The sequence below is a fragment of the uncultured Blautia sp. genome, from assembly GCF_902497045.1.
Taxonomy (GTDB): Bacteria; Bacillota; Clostridia; order Lachnospirales; family Lachnospiraceae; genus Blautia_A.
Genome location: NZ_CABVDF010000010.1, coordinates 1 through 20445, shown reverse-complemented (window position 1 = coordinate 20445; position 20445 = coordinate 1). Strand labels below are relative to the sequence as shown.

Genomic DNA, 20445 nt, shown 5'->3' with positions numbered 1-20445 from the left:
TCTTTTCCTCCTCTACTGTCTTCTTTATTATAAAGAGATTTCCTCCATAAATCAACAGAATTAGTCTGTTTAAAAAAGTTTTGCATCCATCAGTTGTTCGTAGTATACTATCAGCATGAACAAGGCAGAATTTCTGCCAACGACGTGAATCGGGAAAGGAAAACAATATGAAGACAGGATTTGATAACGAAAAATATCTAACCATGCAGTCAGAACATATCCGCGAAAGGATCGGTAAATTCGGAAATAAACTTTATCTGGAATTTGGCGGCAAACTATTTGATGATTTTCATGCATCCAGAGTCCTTCCTGGATTTGAACCGGACAGTAAGCTCCGCATGCTGATGCAGCTCAGTGACCAGGCAGAGATCGTCATCGTCATCAGCGCTGCTGATATTGATAAAAACAAAGTCCGCGGAGATCTGGGCATCACCTATGATGAAGATGTCCTTCGTCTGATCGAAGTATTTTCTGAACGCGGACTTTATGTGGGAAGCGTCTGCATCACCCGTTATTCCGGTCAGGAAGGAGCCGACCTCTTTAAAAACAGACTGGAAAAACTGGGCATCCGTGTATTTGTCCACTATAATATCCCGGGATATCCCAGCAATACCTCTCTTATCGTAAGCGATGAGGGCTACGGCAAAAATCAGTATATCGAAACCTCCAGACCTCTGGTGGTAGTCACTGCACCGGGACCGGGCAGCGGTAAAATGGCCGTGTGTCTCTCCCAGCTTTATCATGAACACAAACGCGGTATCTGCGCCGGATATGCAAAATTTGAGACTTTCCCTATCTGGAATATTCCGCTGAAGCATCCGGTCAACCTGGCATATGAAGCAGCTACCGCAGATCTGAACGATGTAAATATGATCGACCCTTTCCATCTGGAAGCTTATGGAGAGACTACTGTCAATTATAACCGTGATGTGGAAATTTTCCCTGTGCTTCAGGCTATGTTCGAAAAGATCATGGGCGAATGTCCTTATAAATCACCTACAGATATGGGCGTTAATATGGCAGGGAACTGTATTGTGGATGATGAGGTCTGCAAAGAGGCCTCCCGTCAGGAGATCATCCGCCGCTATTATAAAAGCTGTGATGCCCTTGTATCCGGTACAGGAAAAGAAGATGAAGTTTGTAAGATCGAGCTGCTTCTGAAACAGGCTCATGCATCCCTGGAGGACCGCAAAGTAGTCACTGCTGCTCTGGATATCGAAAAGCAGACAGGTGCTCCTGCTGCTGCCCTGGAACTTCCTGATGGCGAAATAATTGACGGAAAGACCTCTGATCTGCTTGGAGCCTCTTCCGCGCTCCTTCTTAATGCCCTGAAAAAACTGGCAGGAATTGAACATGCACACCATGTAATCTCCCCGGAAGCTATCCGTCCTATCCAGGAGCTGAAAACAAGATATCTGGGAAGCAAAAATCCCCGTCTCCACACAGACGAAACTCTTATTGCCCTTTCCGTCAGCGCTGCAAGCAATCCGGAAGCCGGGCTGGCGCTGGAACAGCTGCCTAAATTAAAGGGCTGTCAGGCCCACACCTCTGTCATGCTGTCCTCCGTGGACATCTGGCAGTTCCGAAGACTTGGTATCGAACTGACCTGCGAACCCAAATTTGAAAAAAAGAAAAACAATGACGACGATGATAAATAAGATCCATAAGAAAACCTCCGGAAAATTTCTCCGGAGGTTTTCTTATTTCTTATTCATCATATCCATTAGGATTTTTACTCTGCCAGTTCCAGGAATCTGCACACATTTCCCTGATACCGAACTCTGCTTTCCATCCAAGCTCTCTCTCTGCTTTAGACGCATCGGAATAGCAGGCAGCAATATCGCCCGGGCGACGCGGTTTGATCACATAAGGAACTTTCACACCGGTTGCTTCTTCAAAGTTCTTTACAATATCAAGAACACTGTAGCCTTTTCCGGTTCCCAGATTATAAATATTCAGCCCTGATTTATCCTCAAGCTTTTTAAGGGCTTTCACATGACCTTTTGCCAGATCCACTACATGGATGTAATCTCTCACACCGGTTCCATCCGGAGTATCGTAATCATTTCCAAATACTCCAAGCTCTTTCAATTTGCCAACTGCAACCTGGGTTACATAAGGCATCAGGTTGTTTGGAATACCATTTGGATTTTCGCCAATAGTTCCGCTCTTATGAGCTCCGATCGGATTGAAATAACGAAGAAGAACCACATTCCATTCCGGGTCTGCCTTCTGGATATCGCTTAAGATCTGTTCCAGCATGGATTTTGTCCATCCATAAGGATTGGTACACTGTCCTTTTGGGCATTCCTCTGTAATCGGAATGATCGCAGGGTCTCCATATACAGTAGCAGAAGAAGAGAAAATAATATTCTTAACACCATGTTTTCTCATTACATCTACAAGAGTCAATGTTCCGGCAATATTATTTTCATAATATTCCCATGGTTTTGCTACAGATTCTCCAACAGCTTTCAGACCTGCGAAATGAATGCAGGAATCAATGTCCTCTTTTTCAAAAATTTCTGTAAGACCTTCTCTGTCAAGAATATCTGCCTTATAGAATTTCACTGGTTTTCCTGTGATCTTTTCCACACGTTCCAGACTTTTTTCGCTGGAATTGCTTAAGTTGTCCACAACAACAACCTCATATCCCGCATTTTGAAGCTCTACAACTGTATGGCTGCCGATATAACCGGCGCCGCCTGTAACTAAAATTGCCATGATCTTGTCCTCCTCTTCAGGTCTTCTTATGGTTTGTTACCAATATTCAGTATAGCACTACCTGTATTTTTCTACAATAGCTTTCATCTGAGGAAGTTTTTCTTCCATATCTGCAACCAGTTTAAACTGTGTACGGCAGCGGTCCAGATTGTGTCCCTCTCTGTGGATCTTAAAGTAATGATCTCCCTCCAGATAATCTGTCAGGAAACGCATGCCGCATTCAAAGGTCATAAGGATCGCTCCCATAGGAAGCATATCCAGTTCAATATCTGTCAGTGCGCCGGCACACCCCTCAATAAACCCTTTGGTATAAACTTCATAAAGATGAAGATCGCAGGAAATCTTACTGAGATCCTGTTCATCCTCTGCTCCTGTACTTGCACCAAAACGGATTGAATCGCCAAAATCATTTACAGAAAGTCCCGGCATAACTGTATCAAGGTCGATCACACAGATTGCTTTTCCGGTCTCATCATCGATCATGATATTGTTCAGCTTTGTATCATTGTGGGTAACACGAAGAGGGATTTCTCCCTTTTCCTGCAGATCGCAAAGAGTATGCGCCAGTTCCTCACGATCCAGAACAAATCTGATCTCATCCTGAACGTCCTTTACACGCCCCTCACTGTCTGCTGCCACAGCCTCTTTAAACTTGCGGAAACGATCTACTGTATTATGAAAGTTCACAATCGTCTCATGGAGAGTTTCTGCCGGGTAGTCTGCCAGAAGTCTCTGAAAATGTCCGAAAGCAACTGCGCTCTGATAAAAATCATTGTCATCTTTCACCATATCAAAGCTTGTGGCATCTTCAATAAAAAGATAAACTCTCCAGTATTCACCCTCTGAATCCACATAATAAGGACTGTTCTCCTTATCATTTACAATATTTAATGTTTCTCTTTCTGCATCTCCGCCATTTTCCTGGATTTTTTTGCGGAGCCATGAAGTAACACCGCTGACGTTTTCCATCAGCTCCACTGGTTTTGTAAAAATGCTCTTATTCATTCTCTGAAGGATAAAACGCTTATTCTGTCCCTCTGATGTCTGAACCGTCAGACGATATGTATCGTTGATATGTCCGCTTCCATAGGGAATACATTCCACTACCTCTCCGGGAAAATCAAACTTACTTATTACTTCTTTCTGGATCGCATTCACTGTTATCTGTCCTCCCATAAATTCTGCGGGTAAAGCCCCTGATCTTTCAGATTCTGGATAGCTGCCATAACAAACGGCTTATCGTCTTTGTAGGTAACCCCGTACCATTTATCTTCAGATTTCAGCACTGTTACAGTTGCTTTCTTCTCGTGAAGAAGCTCATCCACAACAAAAGGCAGGAAATATTCACACTTCAATGGGTTCTTGCTTAAATTTTCATCAAGGAATGCCGCGAAACGTGCTTGCAGTTCTGTAAGAATGCTTGCAGAAAATCCCCACATATTCATGGATACTGTACTTCCCTCCGGAAGCATAGTCCATGTTGCACCATCATCTTCTGTATATGCAGTTCCGCCGTTATGCTTTTCAATGTGTGTACGCTCATTGATCTTTATAAGATGGTCATTTTCATCTGTTACACAAACACCTCTGGCAACATGGCCGTTATCTGTAAGAGTATTTTCCAGCTTATAACCAACCATCATATATTTATAGAGTTCTTCTTCATCCTGGTTTTCTGTAAGGAAATCATATGCCATCTTAAATGCATGACTTCCATAATAGTCGTCTGCATTGATTACCGCAAATGGTCCATCCACCTCTCCGATGCAGCTTAATACGGCATGTCCGGTTCCCCATGGCTTCACTCTGTCAGCAGGTACTTCATATCCTTCCGGAATGTTCTCAAGATCTTGGAACACATAAGCCACCTGGATCTGTTTGCTGAGACGGTCGCCGATAGCTTTTCTGAAATCCTCTTCATTTTCTTTTTTGATAATGAATACAACCTTCTCAAATCCCGCTTTCACAGCATCATAGATAGAAAAATCCATGATAATATGGCCCTCTTTATCAATAGGGTCAATCTGCTTCAGACCGCCGTAACGGCTTCCCATGCCTGCTGCCATAACTACTAATACCGGTTTTTTCATGATGTTCAATCCTTTCTTAATCAGCCTTTGATTCCACCTGTAACACCGCCAATGATCTTCTCTGACAGGAATACATATAGAATAAATGTAGGCAGGAATACAATAATAACAGCTGCAAACATACCAGCCCAGTCACCTGTATACTTCATGGAGTTGATCATTCCGTAAAGTCCCGGAGCTACAGGTTTCAGCTTGTCGGAGCTTGCAAAGATCAATGACAGGAAGTACTCATTCCAGATATTGATAAAATTAAAAATCGTTACTGTTACGATACCTGACTGTGCCATAGGGAACATAATTTTCCAGAAAGTCTTCATTGGAGGACATCCGTCAATAGCTGCAGCTTCTTCATAGGTCTTAGATATGTTGCTGAAAAATGTCAGCAGGAAAATTGTTGTATAAGGTACATTGATTCCCACATACAAAAGGATCAGAGTTCCTTTTGCCAGAGGAATATTATTCAGGATCCCCATACCGGAAATAATACTGAACAGCGGCAGAACTACCATGATTGCAGGAACGCCCATAGCAGATACAAAGCTTGTCTGGATAAATTTATTTGCAATAAATTCAAATCTGGACAGCACATAAGCTGCCGGAGCACATACCAGGATCAGAGCAACACAGGAAACTACAGAGTATAAGAGAGAGTTTCCAAAAAATCCTGCAACACCGGATCCGTTCCATGCTTTTGCATAATTTTCAAAATGAAGTCCTGTTTCAAATTTCAAAGCTTTTCCCTGAAAAATTTCTGCAGTTGTAGAAAAGCTGGCACAAAATACCCAGCCCAGAAGTACAATTGTAAAAATAACCCAGAGAAGAATAATAATGTAGCCAGGTGCCAGCTTCAGCTCTTGCTTCAGATTAAACGGGCGGCGCGGCTCCTTTTCCTTTGTCTTTGCCATAGCAAGCACCTCCTAAAATTCTAAGTCGTCGTCTTTGATCAATTTGTTACATACAGTAAAGATAAGTACCACACATAAACTCAGAAGCACACCAATTGCCGCTCCAAGTCCGGAGTTACGTTCTGTTACTGTATTGCCGCCGCCGAAGATCTGCATGTACATATATACATACGGCGTAATAGTCTGCGTATCTGCCGTTACGTTTGAGAACAGCTGCGACCATACGAAAAATCCTACAGAGCTTACGGACCACATGGTAATATTTGTTTTAAACACGCCCTTAAGAAGGGGAAGGGTCATATAGCGGAACTGTGCCAGCTTATTGGCTCCATCAATGGTAGCCGCTTCATAATATTCCGGACTGATACGTTCAATACCGGAAAGCCAGATCAGCATGTGATAGCCTACCATACCAAAACAATAAGCAAGCAGCAGCGCCATAAATTTATGTTCATTATCCAGCCACTGTGTTTTTGCCAGTCCTTCTAAATGAAGCGCTGAAAAGAAATTCTTCAGAAGACCAAATCTTGGGCTGTATACATACTGAAGCCACATGGTAGCAAGGGCAACTGCACTTACAATATTTGGCATGTAAATAATAGCACGGAAAAATTTCTTTCCACGAATACCGCTGGTAAGAATAGCTGCAAAAAGAAGTGACAGAGACATAACGATCAGGCCGCCAAAGAACCAGATACGGAAAAGGTTAAAAAATGCAGTACGGAAAAGACTGGTATTAAGCAGTTTTGCATAGTTATCCAGCCCAACAAAGCTCCACAGATTCATTGCATCCGTAACACCTTCAATTTTGAAAAAGCTCATGAGAATAGTCTTCAGTATAGGATACAAAAAGATTCCCAGAAACAGAAGTACTGCCGGTGTCAGGAATACCACGATCATTGTTTTATTTTTCTTCAATATGGTTTCCTCCTCTTTTATTTCCCTCAAAAGAAAAGATGGCGGCAGCGTAAAAACGATGCCACCATCTCTGCTCTGCTTATTTTATTATTTAGCAGCTTCCTGCATTGCAGCTACAAACTCGTCTGCTGTCAGGGAACCAGCCATCAATTTGATGAAGTTTTCTTTGATAACAGGAGTCATATCTACGTTTGTTTCAACTCCAGCTGCCCATGTGAAACGGCCTGTGCTCTGCTCGATAACAGGTTTTGCACATTCTACCATTGCCGGCCACTCTGTATTTGTTGTGTCTGCCGGGATACCTACAGATGCATCTGCAAGTTTCTTGTCATATTCGCCGGTTGTGATGAATTTGATCAGATCAAATGCTTCCTTCGGCATTTTTGTATCTTTGTTGATACCGAACACCTGTGCTCCAAAGTTGTTTGTCTCAATTCCGTTTGCACCGTTCTCAAGCTCCGGATATGCGAAGCATCCCCATTTGAAATCTTCGCCAGCCATATCCTTAACCTCGTTTGGAAGCCAGAATCCGTTCAGGTACATAGCAGCTGTTCCAAGAGCAAGCTCTGTATTCTGACCTGCCGGCCATACGTTGGAGCCAACCATTTCGGAATAGTATCCGTTCTTTGCAAGCTCTTCAATATCCTGAGCCATCTGAAGAACTGCCGGGTCATCCCATTTACCTTCTGTAACGATCTCAACAACTTTGTCTTCGCCTACAAGTCTTGCAAGATGATATCCGATTACGGATGTAGCATATGCATCATCCATTGTCATCGGAGTGATTCCTGCATCTTTCAGCTTCTGGCATACATCCAGGAACTCTGCCCATGTAGTAGGCTCTTTCTCAACGCCAGCCTGCTCAAACAGGTCTTTGTTGTAGAAGAAAGCAAATACGTTCGGCTGATACGGAATTGTCTTCAGTGTACCGCCGCCAGCGTCACGGCAAGCTGCCATAAGTCCCGGGATAGCTGTTTCTTCATATCCGGTTTCTTTTACAAGGTCTTCCAGATCCAGAAGATATTTTGCATACATGCTGTTTACACGGTCGATATCCTCATCAAAGATGTCAATCTGTGTGCCGCCGTCAAGTGCCGGCTGAAGAGCCTCACGATTTCCGGTACGTCCCTTAAACTGAAGGTCTACCTTAACACCTGTCTCTGCTGTATAAGCGTCAACAGCTTCCTGAATAGCCTGTCCCTGCGGCTCTGTAGACTCCCACATAGACCAGTATACCAGCGTATCATCTGCTGCCTGTACAGTTGCGATCGGTGCCATCATTGTTCCTACCATTGCACCACATAATACAGCGCTCAGAAGTTTCTTCTTCATTCCCATCTTGAATTCCTCCTTGATAAATGTGTTGTTTTTCGCATCTGCATGTTTTGGTGGTTTTTACTCAAAACATGTTTTACTATTTATAATTCTATCGTTTTTGCACAAAAAGTATTTGCACAAATGTGTGTTTATTTTGCACAAAAAGATTTCTAAATCTATTTTTTTCGCATCCATGTGGATTTTTGTGGTATTCCTCTTTTTATTAGGTTATAATAGACTTGTATCGGATCATTTTTGTCTAACTGAAACCGATTCGGAGGGATATGTTTTATGGCGTATGAAAGTGTTTATCTGGAAAAAGAACTTCAAATCGACTGTATCTATACCATTCACTATTTTGAATACCGAAATGATTTTTATTATGCGGGAGAACGTCACGATTTCTGGGAATTTCAATGTGTGGATAAGGGAAAAGCTGAAATCTGTGCAGAAGATGTTCACCATGTGCTGAATCGAGGGCAGGTCATTTTTCACAAGCCAAATGAGTTCCATAATTTAAGCGCTACAGGCACAAATGCCCCCAACATCATTGTTGTTTCTTTTGCCTGTAATTCTCCATGTATGAAATTTTTTGAAGATAAAATTCTGGAATTCTCAGATACCGAACGTTCCATTTTAGGATTGATCATTGCTGAAGCCCGTCATTGTTTTTCTTCTCCACTGGACAATCCTTATACAGAAAAAATGGAAAAACGCTCGGATATTCCGTTTGGCTCTCAACAGCTGCTGATACTCTATCTGGAACAGCTTCTGATACATATGCTCCGCAGATACACAACTACTCCCCGCTACCCGTCCACCATCCTCAACGATTCCTCGTCAATTTCTACTGCATCCCGGAAAATCGTAAATTATTTTGAAGAGCATATCCGGGATTCTATTACCATTGAGGATGTCTGTCATGACAATCTTATCGGCAGATCGCAGCTTCAGAAGCTGTTTCGCGAAGAATACGGCTGTGGAGTAATTGAATTTTTTTCTCATATGAAGATTAATTTTGCCAGACAGCTGATCCGTGAAAATGATATGAACTTCACGCAGATTTCGGAATTCCTGGGATATTCTTCCATCCACTATTTTTCCAGACAGTTCAAAAAAATCTGCGGGATGACTCCGACAGAATATGCCTATTCTATAAAGGCAATCTCTGAACGGCCTCAGGATCCCGCCCAGGAAAGCAACGAAAAAAACGGAGCTGATGTTTAAAACACCAGCTCCATTTTTGTGCCTTTTCCCAGCTCACTTTCCAGATTTATCTTTGCTTTGTGAAGAACTGCTCCATGCTTTACAATAGAAAGTCCCAGGCCGGTTCCCCCTGTCTGACGGGAATGACTTTTGTCCACACGGTAAAACCGTTCAAAAATTCTTTTCTGTTCATTCTTTGGTATGCCGATTCCATTATCCTCCACAGAATAACATGGATGCATTTCCTTCTGTCCTGCAAAAATGCTGATTTTTCCCCCGGCATCTGTATACCGGATAGCATTATCTGCAATGTTATAAAACATTTCATAAAGAACCTGACGCACGCCTCGGACAACTACACGTTCGCCCTCCAGCGAAAGCTGAATTTTCTTTTTTTCTGCTGCAGGCTTCAAATGCATGATGATATCCTCCGCCAGCTCATAAATATCCACAGCCTCAAAGGGCATATCGCTGTTTTTTTCATCCAGACGGGAAAGCTGGATGATATCAGAAACAAGGGAGCTGAGGCGGCTCGCTTCATGATAGATCCTTCCGGAAAATTCAGGAACCTTATCCTGATCTACCATTCCGTTCATCATCAGCTCTGCATAACCGGAAATGGACATCAGAGGTGTTTTCAGCTCATGAGAAACGTTCGCAGAAAATTCCCGCCGCATCGCTTCTGCCTCCTTCAGTTCCTCCATCTGATGAACGATCTGACGGTTCTGCTGATCTACTCTGCCCAGAAGCGGTCTCAGTTCTTCGTATTTCACATTCTTCAAAGGGTTTTCAAGATCCAGCTCATTGATCGGCTTGATGAGATCCTTCGTCTGCTTCTGGACAAGTATAACCTCCAGGATCAGAATACCAAGGGTAATCAGTCCCAAAAGAGTAAAGCTGGAAAAAAGCGTCATAAATACACTGTCCGTGGTTCTTGCCACCCGAAGGATATTTCCGTTTTCCAGGCGCATAGCACAGTAAAAGGTCTGCTTCGACAGGGTTTCCGAAAAACGGATCACTTCCCCGTATCCTGTTTCTTTTGCCTTGATCATTTCCGGACGCTTCCCATGATTTTCCATTTCGTCTGCTTCTGCATTCGATTCATAAATCACATTTCCGTCGCTGTCTGTTACGGTAATTCTTGTTACATTGATCTCCTTTACGTTTTCCTGGAGATAATCAATTCCCGCCGCATCGATTCCTGCTCTGATATATTCCACCTCGTCTCTGACTCCCTGCTTCATGGACACACTGAATTTATCATACATTACAACACTTGCAGCAAGAAAGGTCAGAACCACTGACAGAATAACAAGAAAGCTTCCATGATTTAAAAGTCTCTGTCTCATCCTAATCTCCGATCCGGTAGCCCACACCGCGCACAGTCTCTACCATATTTCCCGCCTCTCCCAGTTTCTGCCTGAGGGTTCTTACATGAACGTCCACCGTTCTGGTTTCTCCATCAAAGTCATATCCCCACACATGGCACAAAATCTGGTTCCGGCTCATAACAAGTCCCTTGTTTTCCAGCAGGTACTGAAGAAGCTCGAATTCCTTTCTGGTAAGCTCCACCTTTTTATCTCTGATCTGAACCTCATGCCGTCCCACAAAAACCTTCAGCTCACCACAGTGCAGTTCCCTGTTTTCTTCTTTTTTTGTGCATCTTCTGAGAACAGCTTTTACCCGGGCCACAAATTCCATCATTCCAAAAGGCTTCGTAATATAATCATCTGCTCCTGCTTCCAGCCCTTTCACCTTATCGAATTCCGCCTCTTTGGCTGTAACCATGATCACCGGAATATTTCTGGTATCCGGGTCTGCCTTCAGCCTGGTAAGAATCGCATATCCGTCTTCCCCCGGAAGCATAATATCCAGAAGAATCAGAACCGGAAGTTCTTTTTTCAGGGCAGCCTGAAGTTCTTTGCCATCCACAAACCCTTTTGCGGAAAATCCGGTAGTTTCCAGTGTATATACCAGAAGCTCCCTGATGTTTTTTTCATCTTCTACACAATAGATCATGGCTCTCCTCCTTATCTTAGCAACAAAGGCTGCCGGGGGTATTGCCCTCAGCAGCCGAATGATATTTCTTTTTCTCTTACGGAAGAAGATACTCCTGACGTACCTTTTCCAAGCATTTTTCAAAATCGTCACTGTCTTCGTTTTTCAGTGCATTCAGGTGACTGTGCGTATCATACAGATTTTCACGAACCTGAGTCACACAAACACCAATATTAGAACAGTGGTCTGCAATACGTTCCATGCTGGTGATCAGGTCAGAAAGGATAAATCCCATTTCAATAGTACATTCACCGGAACGGAGACGGTTGATGTGACGACGTTTCATTTCTTTGGTAAGCTCATCGATCAGTTCTTCCAGAGCTTCAATCTCCACTGCCTTTGTTGTATCCTGTGCATCAAACACATGAAAAGCAGTTTCCACAATGTCATTGACTGCAGCAGTCACAACTCTCAGCTCTGCCTTTGCAACAGGCGAAAAGCTTAAATTCTTTTCGTGAAGCTCTTCGGCAGACTCCTTGATATTCACCGCATGGTCGGATATACGTTCAAAATCTCCAATACAGTGAAGCATGATGGAAACGCTGTGGCTGTCGTTTTCGGAAAGGTCTTTGTTATTCAGCTGTACCAGATAGGTTCCCAGTTCATCCTCATAACGATCCACCTTTCCCTCCAGCTTATCGATTTTCTTTGCCCCCTCATCATCATACTGATGAAGCAGACCAAATGCAGTTTTCAAAGATTTTCCGGAATCCTCCGCCATACGTCTTGCAGCAGTTCTTCCCTGCTCTACAGCAAAAGCCGGTTTCTCCAGGAAACGGGATTCCAGGATCATGAATTCCTGATCTTCCTTTGCTGCCTCCACATCCTCTGCGGAATCGCGGATGGTCAGGCATGCCAGCTTCACAAGAACATTGGAAAATGGAAGCCAGATCAAAGTCGCAGTTACATTAAAGATACTGTGTGTAACAGCAATCGCCGCCGGTGTTGCCATGGAATCCATAAATGAAAAATGAACTACAGAATTCAAAAGATAGAATACACCAAGGAAGATCACTGTTCCAAGCATATTGAAATATAAATGGATCATTGCTGCACGTTTGGCATTTTTATTTGCGCCGATGGCAGACAGAAGCGCGGTTACGCAGGTACCGATATTCTGTCCCATGATGATAGGAAACGCTGCACTGTACGGAACTGCTCCTGTTACACACAAGGCCTGCAGGATACCTACCGAAGCCGAAGAGGACTGAATGATCGCCGTCAGGATCGTACCTGCCAGCACACCTGCTATCGGATTTGAAAATGCCAGAAGAAGATTTGTAAATTCCGGAACATCAGCCAGAGGCTTTACAGCACCGCTCATAGTCTCCATACCAAACATCAGGACTGCAAATCCTACAAGAATCACTCCGATATCTTTCTTACGGGAGCTCTTGGTAAACATCAGAAGTACAATTCCGATCAACGCCAGGATCGGAGCAAATGAGCTTGGTTTCAGAAGACTTATAAAAAAGTTGCTGCTCTCAATTCCGGCAAGACTTAAAATCCAGGCAGTTACTGTAGTACCGATATTGGCACCCATAATAATACCTACTGCCTGAGTTAATTTCATAATACCAGAGTTTACAAAACCGACTACCATAACCGTAGTTGCAGAAGAGGACTGGATCACTGCAGTTACCGCAAGTCCCAGAAGAACCGCTTTCAATTTACTGGATGTAAGATTTTCAAGTATTTTTTCCAGTTTTCCTCCGGAAACCTTGGCAAGACCGTCTCCCATAATCTGCATACCATACAGAAACAGGGCAAGTCCTCCTAACAATGTCAGTATACTAAAAAAATCCATGGTGTTTCTCCTTTGCGAATATTTAATATACTCTCATTTTAGGAAAGCTTTGTAAAATTATCCCCAGTGCAATGTAAAATCTATGTAAAATTTTTATTAAAATCCTCGGATATCCTCTCCCTCATCTCCCGTCTTATCTATAGAACGGATAATCAGGTAATAGCTGATATCCTCACTGACCTGTACCTTTACCCGATCTCCGGCCTTGTGGCCTTTCAGTGCTTTTCCCAGCGGAGATTCTATACTGATCCTGTTTTCCATGGAATTTCCTCTGATAGATGTCACCAGCTTGTATTTCTCGATTTCTCCGTCCTCTTCGAACTCTACTTCCACGATATCATCCATTCCTACTTCATCTTCTCTGGATAGATCGGTAACAATATCTGCTGTTTTCAGCATCCTTTCCAGGTAACGGATACGGCTTTCGTTCTGGTTCTTATGGCGTTTTGCCGCATAATATTCAAAGTTTTCGCTGAGATCCCCCTGGGCTCTTGCCTCCTTCACCGCTTCGATAGCCTCTTTTCGTACTACCAGCTTACGGTGTTCGATCTCCTGCTCTATTTTTTCCACATCACGTTTTGTAAGCTTTTCACCCATTTCTGATTTCTCCTTATAAATATGGAATATAACGAATTTCGGTAAAACCAAGTATACAGGATGATCCCCGTAAACTCAAGAGCCCTTTTCTTTCTGAAGGTGACAGTAAAGAAACAAACACACTTCCTCTCCCGACTGTCGAAGTTCCATAGTACCGCTGTATCTGTCAAGAGCCGCCCGGATACTTGGAAGACCAAATCCATGGGCAGATCTGTCCGTTTTCGTAGTCACAGGGATCTCCCTTTTTATCTCTTCCCCGTCTCTGCTCTCAGAAAGCTTCCCCGGATTTCGGATGCTGACTGCCAAAAGTCCCTTTCCCATCCTTGCTTCCAGAGAAATTCTGCGTTTTTCTGCCGGCAGTCCCTCCACTGCTTCCATGGCATTATCAAGGGCATTGCCAAAAACGGCGCAGATATCTGGTTTTTCCATAGGAAGCGGATCCGGAATGTCTGCCAGTACATGAAACTCTATTCCCTTCTGCTTCATCGACGCTTCTTTTGCACTGAGGATGATATTTACCGTATTGTCTCCGCAGTATTTTAAGGTCCGGGTGTTCTCTGTACTTTCCAGAAGCTCCCGGAGATACACTTTTTTCTGATCCTCCGGAAGCGCCAGCGCAGTCTGAAGGTGGTTTGCCATATCATGCTTCAATCTCCGTATCTCAAAATGCTGCTGTTCCATAGCTTCGTAATAACGGGCATTCTGAGCCGCCATTACCGCTTCTGCTTCCAGCTTCTGCTGTTTTGCCAGCACCACCATAGTCCAGAGCAGACCCGCAAAAGCAAAAAGGGACAAAAGAAGAAGGATCAGATACTGTACCGACAGCTCATATATATTTGAATCGCTGAGAAGGATCAGGCTGAACACGATTCCCACCGGAGGAAGGGTCAGAAGAAACAGAAGCTTCCACATAGCCGGAGAAAGCTCAAAATCCCGTTCCGGTCCATATTTCCAGATCACCACACAAAATCCCAGACAGAAACACAGCTTTATAAGAATTACCATGAAGCCTCCAAACACCGTGCCGTTATCCACCAGCGCATTAAAAGAAAACACTGTGCTTGCCACCATAAGCCCCACGGTAAGCCTTTTGATACGGCTTCCCTCACAGCCTGTCCACACAGCCGTAAGGAAAATCAGAAAGGTAGGAACAATATTATGCCAGTCGGATATAAAGATTACCATTCCGCCCATAAGACCGCAGGAAAACAAAAGGAACAGCCTTCTCAGCTTCTGCGGGCGCAGCCTGACCAGTCTTCCAACAGAAAAAAGAAGCAGCATCCCCATAAGCGAAAGCCATAAAACACTCAGTATAAGCTTTGCACTCTCTTTCATGGCGTCACCCGATTCCTTTCAACATACATTCCGCCAGTTTTGCCACAGCCGCATCCTTCATCCCTCTGCTGATGGGAAGTTCTTTTCCGCAGATCTCCACCTGATCGTGACCGATATGATCCACCCGGTCTCCATTTATCAGATATCGCTGATGAATCCTTACAAAACGACTGTCTGTTTTCCCTTCCACTTCCGAAAGTTTCCCATAAAAAAGTATTCTTCATTCTCCGTCACCACGCCGACCTGCCGCCTGTCGCTGTAAAAATACAGAATCTTATCCAGAGGCATCCGAAAAGTCCCGTCCTGATTCTGGAACACAAAGTTCTTTTCTTTTTTCAGAAAAAAATGTTCTCTGGCACGGCTCAGTATATGCCGGATCTGTTCTTCCTCTGCCGGCTTCAGCACATAATCCAAAGCTCCCGTACGGTACCCGTCAAACACATATTCCGAGTATCCGGTAACAAAAACGATCAGAAGCTCTTTGTCAAATTTCCGGATCTCTTCTGCGGTTTTCATCCCATTAATATCCTTCATTTCCACATCCAGAAAAAGAAGATCTATCTCACCGGGATGTTTTTTCAACCACCGGAGAGCAGTTTCTCCGGACGTAAATTCATAGACGATCTCCTCATCTCCCTCATATATAGCTTTTTCCAACTGAAACCGCAGGCTGTCCCTGGCTTCCTGTTCGTCGTCACACAATGCGATCCTCAGCATACATTTCTCCCTCCATGATTCTGTTTCGGTTCTACAGATTCCTGTTTCTTTATTATAACGCACTTCTCCTTTCCGTCCACTCCAAACTTTACAAAAATCCTTCCGATCTTTACATTTCCCACCGGATTTTTCCAAACTTTACACACCGTCCGCCATTCTTTACACCTCTGATTTTTCTCCCTTTTTTCTGTGCTATCCTGAATATGCAAAAGCAAAAACCTGTATATCCATAATTTATAAGGGGGAATTTTATGTTATCTGTAAAAAATCTCGAAAAATCCTATACAACAGGAAAACAAACCTATCCTGTCCTGAAAGGAATCAGCTTTTCCATTGCAAAGGGAGAATTTGTGGCTGTCATGGGACCTTCCGGTTCCGGTAAATCCACACTTCTCAACTGTATTTCCTGCTATATCCCTTTTGAGAAAGGAAAAATCACTCTGGGCGGTCAGGAACTCAGCTCCATGACCCCGGAGCAGCTTGCCATCGTCCGCAACGAAAAGCTCGGCTTCGTATTTCAGGATTTTATGCTTCTGGACGGACTTACCGTCCGGGAAAATATCCTGGTTCCCAGGATCATCCGTTCCAATGTGGACAAAGACGGGGAACGCTACGCAGATCAGCTGATGGAGCTGTTTGGCATCAGTCATATCCGAAGTAAATATCCCGCGGAGATCTCCGGCGGCGAAAGACAGAGAACAGCTGTTGCCAGAAGCCTGATCAACCGGCCTCTGATGATCCTTGCAGATGAGCCTACCGGAAATCTGGACAGCCGTTCCAGCCGTATCGTCATCGAGTCCTTTGAAAATGCCAGAAATAATCTGGATGCCACCATCTTTATGGTAACTCACGACAGTTTTTCCGCCTCCTTCTGCGACCGGGTAATTCTATTAAAAGACGGAATGGTTTATCGTCAGCTGGAAAAAAACATCCAGACAAGAAGCGCTTTCCACGACACCCTGTTAAATGCGATCAAAGAAATGAGTGGTGATGCAGAATGAATAAAAAGAAAACAAAACAATCCATAAAAAACATAAAAGACCTGGAAAGCCGGCTGCAAAAAGCTGACTGGAAGCAGTCACGGCTGTATCTGTTCTGTAACTTTGTATCCTTGATGCTGATGACCGCCTACTCCGCCCTGATGTTTTCTCCTACGGTTCTGAATATCTTCCCAGAAGGAGGTGACAGCCTGAGACAGCTTTACATGATCTTTATCATGACTCTTTTTGGCTGTACAGTTTTCACTGTCTATGCCGCCAGCCTGTTTTTCCGCAAAAAATCCCGGCAGCTGGGCATCCTTATGGCTCTTGGCGCATCAAGAAAAACCCTTGCTCCCGGACTTTTCCGTGAGGTACTCCTTTTGAGTGGAAGCTCCGCACTTCTGGGGATCCTGGCAGGCTTCCCCTTTATTACGCTCCTGTGGAAGCTGTTCCGTTTCCTGATCGTAGATAATCAGTACATGATCCTTAGTCTTGATTTCCGCTGTCTCTGGATACCGGCAGGCTTCGCCCTTCTCGTGCTTTTCTGTGCCTGCCTGCTGGCTTATGTTTATCTCAGAAAAACAGATATTCTGGATGTGATACAGGAAGAACACCAGAATGAACCGGTAAGAGAGCTTGGGCTGTGGTGCGGCCCTGTGGGTATTATCCTTTTGATAGGCGGCGCAATGCTGGGATACAACTTTCCTACGTTTTATCGTGATCTTACCCACCGCTTTCCTTCAGCCCTGCTTAAGGTTCTTTGTTATTCCCCGGTATTTGCAGGACTTTATATGATCATGCTCCATACAGTTGTCAACGGATGGCATTTCAGACGCAAAAATCCCTGGAAAAACATCATTGCAAGAAGCATGATGAAATTCCAGGGAAAACAGACGGTAAACAGCCTGCTGGTTACCACTGTTCTGATCGCAGGCGGCTGCTTTGGTATTTTTTATCTTCCCATGCTGGGTACAGGTACTTCCATGACCATCGAACAAAGGGAGTACGATTATTCCTGGTTCTGGCCTTCCGACCAGCAGCTTCCGTCTGAAGAAGACGTCCAGACCCTTGCGAGGGAATATAAAGTTCAGATCACAGACTGGAAGGAATGTCCTTATCTCAGTCTGGCCGTTGACTCCAATATAATGATCGACAATGACGACGGCAGCTTTTCGTGGAAATACTATGAAATCGCCTCAGAGGGCCATTTCCTTTCTGAAAGCGATTTCAACCAGATTTCAGGTCAGAACCTTTCTGTTGAACCGGGAGAATATTATGCTGTAACAAACAGAGAAGAAACCTCCTACCGTATAGTAGACAATTCCACCCGTTTTACTAATATGGTCACAAGAGACGTTCTTCCTGTTTCCTTTAAAGGCTTTGTCCATTTTGAACAGCTGGGCGCTCTCTATACCGGAATCCTGGACGACAGTGATTTCCAGAAAATCTCCCGGGGACTTACTCCCCAGTGGCAGGGAACCATGGCGTTTTTTAATTCTGAAGGAAAAGACAGCTATCCATTTGCCAGGGCTTTTTATGAAAGGATTGTAGCCTCCTTTGATGACGACAGCTTTTCCACAGGTCTCTATGATCCTGTAGAATACCTCATGACCGAAGGCTATACAAACGATTATTTCGGAGCCAGCTACAGAGATATCGATGAGCACCTGGACCGCTCACAGCTGGACAGTGCAGATTTCCGGATGTTCTGGAATTATATGCCCCAGTTCCGGATCCTTGACAGCACCGAACAGCTGAACACCTTTTCTGTATTTATGATGACCTTCCTTTTTATCGGGATCGTTTGCTTCACAGCAGCTCTGGTCATTTCTTACACCCGCTGCCAGACACTGGCTCTGAATAATGCCTATGTTTTTTACGATCTGAAGCGTCTGGGCGCGTCTCCCGGTTATCTTTGCCGGGAACTTCGCCGACAGGCCGGACCGGTCTTTCAGATTCCGACAGCCGTAGGAATGAGCTGCATGGTGCTTCTCTATGGAATGATGCTTTATGCAAATGATAACCGCTATACACAGTCAGAGATTGCCGGGTTCCTGGTATGTCTGGAAGTGATCGCTGTCATTGCCATTCTGTTCTATGCTGTGTACCGCCGAACCCTTTACGGACTGATAAAGCAGCTGGATCTTTACTCCTCCGAACGATAAAGCGCCCGATAAGAGTCGCCCTCCACCTGAACAATCTGCTCCAGCTCCTCGTTCAGCTCCAGAGAAACCTCCGAAAACTCCTGTTCCATCCAGAACCGGACGCAGGTTCCGCAGGAGGAACTTAAATTTCTGGGAACCGGCATGATCTTTGTGCCGATTCCCAGTTTTTCACAATTTTTCTTAAAACATACTGCGCCGTAATGGGAATAAAAAGTAGCGATATATTCTGTCATTTTGTAATACGAAGCAGGAAATCCTCACCCTGCTCTTCCACCTGTACCTGATAGCCCTGGTGGGATGCAAATCTCGTAACATTTTCCCTGGCAGTTACGTTATCTACCAGAACCTCATATGCCGCCTCTTTGGAAGCCAGCGCATTTTTTGTCATGATCACCGGTTCCGGACAGGATAATCCTCTTGCATCTACCTGTTTCATACCAATTCTCCTTTTCTCAAAAATTATTTTATCAGTCTGATTTTTTTCTGGAATTCATAAATGCGATCACAGTTACCACTGCAATACCAATAATAACAGCAATCTTTCCATTGGATGTAGGACCTTCTCCGGAGGATGCAAGCCCAAAGTTATGAGCAACAGCCGCTCCAACCATCAGTCCGATGACTGTTACTGCGGAATCTGTGTTTCCCTCGCCGGAAAGTACCAGCTGGCGGAGAGGACAGCCTCCAAGAAGTACGCAGCCAAAGCCTGCAAGGAACATGCCAAGTGCATTCCACAGACCGCCCGTATGGGCTACCGGCTGTCCTGCAAATCCCGGATTAAAAAACGGTGTTCCTGTTACTGCACCCAGAATCAGGTTCATTACCAGAGCGCTGGCAAAAATTGCCACAAATCCCATCAGAAGCTTCCATTCACGGAAAAGAACCGCATCACGGATACCGCCCACCATACAGAGACGTGTTTTCTGCGCAAGACCGCCTACGATCAGACCGGCTGCCAGAGCGATCCAGACAGAGGCATGAAGAGACCCCGGACCTTCTGTGGAAAAATGAATAAATGCAGGCGCTGCGACCAGAAGGATCAGGAACACAATCTGAAGTACAGGAAAAAGCTGTCCCTCCAGAGCCGGCATTTTATAAGAGCGTTTCAGTGTATATCCTCTTTTCAAGAAAAATACACCTGCAAAAATACCAAGGGCAAATCCCACAAAACCAAAGATCGCGTTTCCGTCTCCCCCTGCCAGTCTCAGGATCATACGGAACGGACAGCCCAGGAACATCAGGCAGCCGATCATGACAAACACTGCAAGGATAAATCTGGTAATAGGAGCAGAACCACCTCTTGCCTTAAATTCTCCGGACACCATTGCCATAATGCAGGCGCCAAGCACCAGTCCGATGATTTCCGGACGTATGTATTGTACCACCGGAGTCGAATGAAATCCCAGAGCTCCTGCCGTATCTCTCAGGAAACATGCAATACAGAATCCCATATTTACCGGATTGCCAAAAAATACCAGCAAAGCTGAGATCACACCGATCACAAGCCCTGCTGCTACAATGGCTTTTTTCTCATTTTTCATTTGTTATTTCCTCCTTTTCCCTATGCGTTTTTGTTTTAGCAGTATTTTTTGTGGTAAACGCATATTTTGCACATTAAAATCATAC

The 20445-nt window shown here is 44.4% G+C and carries 20 protein-coding genes; 4 read left to right on the top strand and 16 right to left on the bottom strand.

Going from position 1 to position 20445, the window contains the following annotated elements; translation table 11 throughout:
- Nucleotides 1–167: 167 nt before the first annotated feature.
- A complete protein-coding gene (locus RDS42_RS02150; RefSeq protein WP_308782144.1) occupies nt 168–1658 on the top strand; it encodes a DUF1846 domain-containing protein in 1491 nt (496 codons plus the stop codon).
- A gap of 49 nt (nt 1659–1707) precedes the next feature.
- On the opposite strand, the gene galE is transcribed toward RDS42_RS02150, so the two are convergent.
- The 6 genes from galE to RDS42_RS02120 all read right to left on the bottom strand — a co-directional run bounded on the left by galE (nt 1708) and on the right by RDS42_RS02120 (nt 7969).
- Complete coding sequence (gene galE / locus RDS42_RS02145) at nt 1708–2724, bottom strand: UDP-glucose 4-epimerase GalE (RefSeq protein ID WP_308782143.1); 1017 nt, start codon at nt 2722–2724, stop codon at nt 1708–1710.
- Nucleotides 2725–2781: 57 nt separating this feature from the next.
- A complete protein-coding gene (locus RDS42_RS02140; protein WP_308782142.1) occupies nt 2782–3900 on the bottom strand; it encodes an aminoglycoside phosphotransferase family protein in 1119 nt (372 codons plus the stop codon).
- Nucleotides 3885–4814 carry a sugar phosphate nucleotidyltransferase gene (locus RDS42_RS02135; RefSeq protein WP_308782141.1) on the bottom strand — a complete coding sequence of 310 codons (930 nt, stop codon included), beginning with the start codon at nt 4812–4814 and terminating at the stop codon, nt 3885–3887. Before RDS42_RS02135 ends, RDS42_RS02140 begins: the two co-directional genes overlap by 16 nt.
- A gap of 20 nt (nt 4815–4834) precedes the next feature.
- Entirely contained in the window at nt 4835–5719 is an 885-nt protein-coding gene (locus RDS42_RS02130; protein ID WP_308782140.1) for a carbohydrate ABC transporter permease, read from the bottom strand.
- 12 nt (nt 5720–5731) lie between these two features.
- Nucleotides 5732–6637 (bottom strand): sugar ABC transporter permease, encoded by a 906-nt coding sequence (locus tag RDS42_RS02125; protein WP_308782139.1) that lies wholly within the window; start codon nt 6635–6637, stop codon nt 5732–5734.
- An 87-nt stretch (nt 6638–6724) separates the two neighbouring features.
- On the bottom strand, nt 6725–7969 hold the full coding sequence (locus RDS42_RS02120; RefSeq protein WP_308782150.1) for an ABC transporter substrate-binding protein: 1245 nt from the start codon (nt 7967–7969) through the stop codon (nt 6725–6727).
- Between the two features lie 276 nt (nt 7970–8245).
- On the opposite strand from RDS42_RS02120, the gene RDS42_RS02115 reads away from it, so the two are divergent.
- Nucleotides 8246–9181 carry an AraC family transcriptional regulator gene (locus tag RDS42_RS02115; protein ID WP_308782138.1) on the top strand — a complete coding sequence of 312 codons (936 nt, stop codon included), beginning with the start codon at nt 8246–8248 and terminating at the stop codon, nt 9179–9181.
- Here the strand turns inward: RDS42_RS02115 and RDS42_RS02110 are convergent.
- The 7 genes from RDS42_RS02110 to RDS42_RS02080 all read right to left on the bottom strand — a co-directional run bounded on the left by RDS42_RS02110 (nt 9178) and on the right by RDS42_RS02080 (nt 15674).
- On the bottom strand, nt 9178–10509 hold the full coding sequence (locus RDS42_RS02110; protein ID WP_308782137.1) for an ATP-binding protein: 1332 nt from the start codon (nt 10507–10509) through the stop codon (nt 9178–9180). The two genes, RDS42_RS02115 and RDS42_RS02110, sit on opposite strands and share 4 nt — an antisense overlap.
- Before the next feature lies 1 nt (nt 10510).
- A complete protein-coding gene (locus RDS42_RS02105) occupies nt 10511–11179 on the bottom strand; it encodes a response regulator transcription factor (RefSeq protein ID WP_308782136.1) in 669 nt (222 codons plus the stop codon).
- A gap of 76 nt (nt 11180–11255) precedes the next feature.
- Nucleotides 11256–13025, bottom strand: coding sequence for a Na/Pi cotransporter family protein (locus RDS42_RS02100; protein ID WP_308782135.1), 1770 nt, complete (start codon nt 13023–13025; stop codon nt 11256–11258).
- A 96-nt stretch (nt 13026–13121) separates the two neighbouring features.
- Nucleotides 13122–13622: a transcription elongation factor GreA gene (gene greA / locus RDS42_RS02095; protein WP_308782134.1), complete on the bottom strand. Its 501-nt coding sequence runs from the start codon at nt 13620–13622 to the stop codon at nt 13122–13124.
- 75 nt (nt 13623–13697) lie between these two features.
- Nucleotides 13698–14957: a GHKL domain-containing protein gene (locus RDS42_RS02090; protein WP_308782133.1), complete on the bottom strand. Its 1260-nt coding sequence runs from the start codon at nt 14955–14957 to the stop codon at nt 13698–13700.
- Nucleotides 14958–14961: 4 nt separating this feature from the next.
- On the bottom strand, nt 14962–15147 hold the full coding sequence (locus RDS42_RS02085; protein ID WP_308782132.1) for a LytTR family transcriptional regulator DNA-binding domain-containing protein: 186 nt from the start codon (nt 15145–15147) through the stop codon (nt 14962–14964).
- Nucleotides 15117–15674 (bottom strand): LytTR family DNA-binding domain-containing protein, encoded by a 558-nt coding sequence (locus tag RDS42_RS02080; protein WP_308782131.1) that lies wholly within the window; start codon nt 15672–15674, stop codon nt 15117–15119. The genes RDS42_RS02085 and RDS42_RS02080 overlap by 31 nt, the downstream gene beginning before the upstream one ends.
- Nucleotides 15675–15925: 251 nt before the next feature.
- Between RDS42_RS02080 and RDS42_RS02075 the strand changes: the two genes are divergently transcribed.
- Both RDS42_RS02075 and RDS42_RS02070 read left to right on the top strand, forming a co-directional pair.
- Nucleotides 15926–16675: an ABC transporter ATP-binding protein gene (locus tag RDS42_RS02075; RefSeq protein WP_308782130.1), complete on the top strand. Its 750-nt coding sequence runs from the start codon at nt 15926–15928 to the stop codon at nt 16673–16675.
- Nucleotides 16672–18819, top strand: a complete 2148-nt coding sequence (locus tag RDS42_RS02070) for an ABC transporter permease (RefSeq protein ID WP_308782129.1) — start codon at nt 16672–16674, stop codon at nt 18817–18819. The genes RDS42_RS02075 and RDS42_RS02070 overlap by 4 nt, the downstream gene beginning before the upstream one ends.
- Here the strand turns inward: RDS42_RS02070 and RDS42_RS02065 are convergent.
- Genes RDS42_RS02065 through yedE form a run of 3 tightly spaced genes read right to left on the bottom strand, consistent with a single transcriptional unit; the run spans nt 18801 to nt 20360 of the window.
- The gene (locus RDS42_RS02065) at nt 18801–19052 is read right to left on the bottom strand and encodes a DUF3343 domain-containing protein (protein WP_308782128.1); all 252 of its coding nucleotides are present in this window, start codon (nt 19050–19052) and stop codon (nt 18801–18803) included. The two genes, RDS42_RS02070 and RDS42_RS02065, sit on opposite strands and share 19 nt — an antisense overlap.
- Nucleotides 19049–19255 (bottom strand): sulfurtransferase TusA family protein, encoded by a 207-nt coding sequence (locus RDS42_RS02060; protein WP_308782127.1) that lies wholly within the window; start codon nt 19253–19255, stop codon nt 19049–19051. Before RDS42_RS02060 ends, RDS42_RS02065 begins: the two co-directional genes overlap by 4 nt.
- Nucleotides 19256–19286: 31 nt before the next feature.
- Complete coding sequence (gene yedE / locus RDS42_RS02055) at nt 19287–20360, bottom strand: YedE family putative selenium transporter (RefSeq protein ID WP_308782126.1); 1074 nt, start codon at nt 20358–20360, stop codon at nt 19287–19289.
- Nucleotides 20361–20445: the final 85 nt, after the last annotated feature.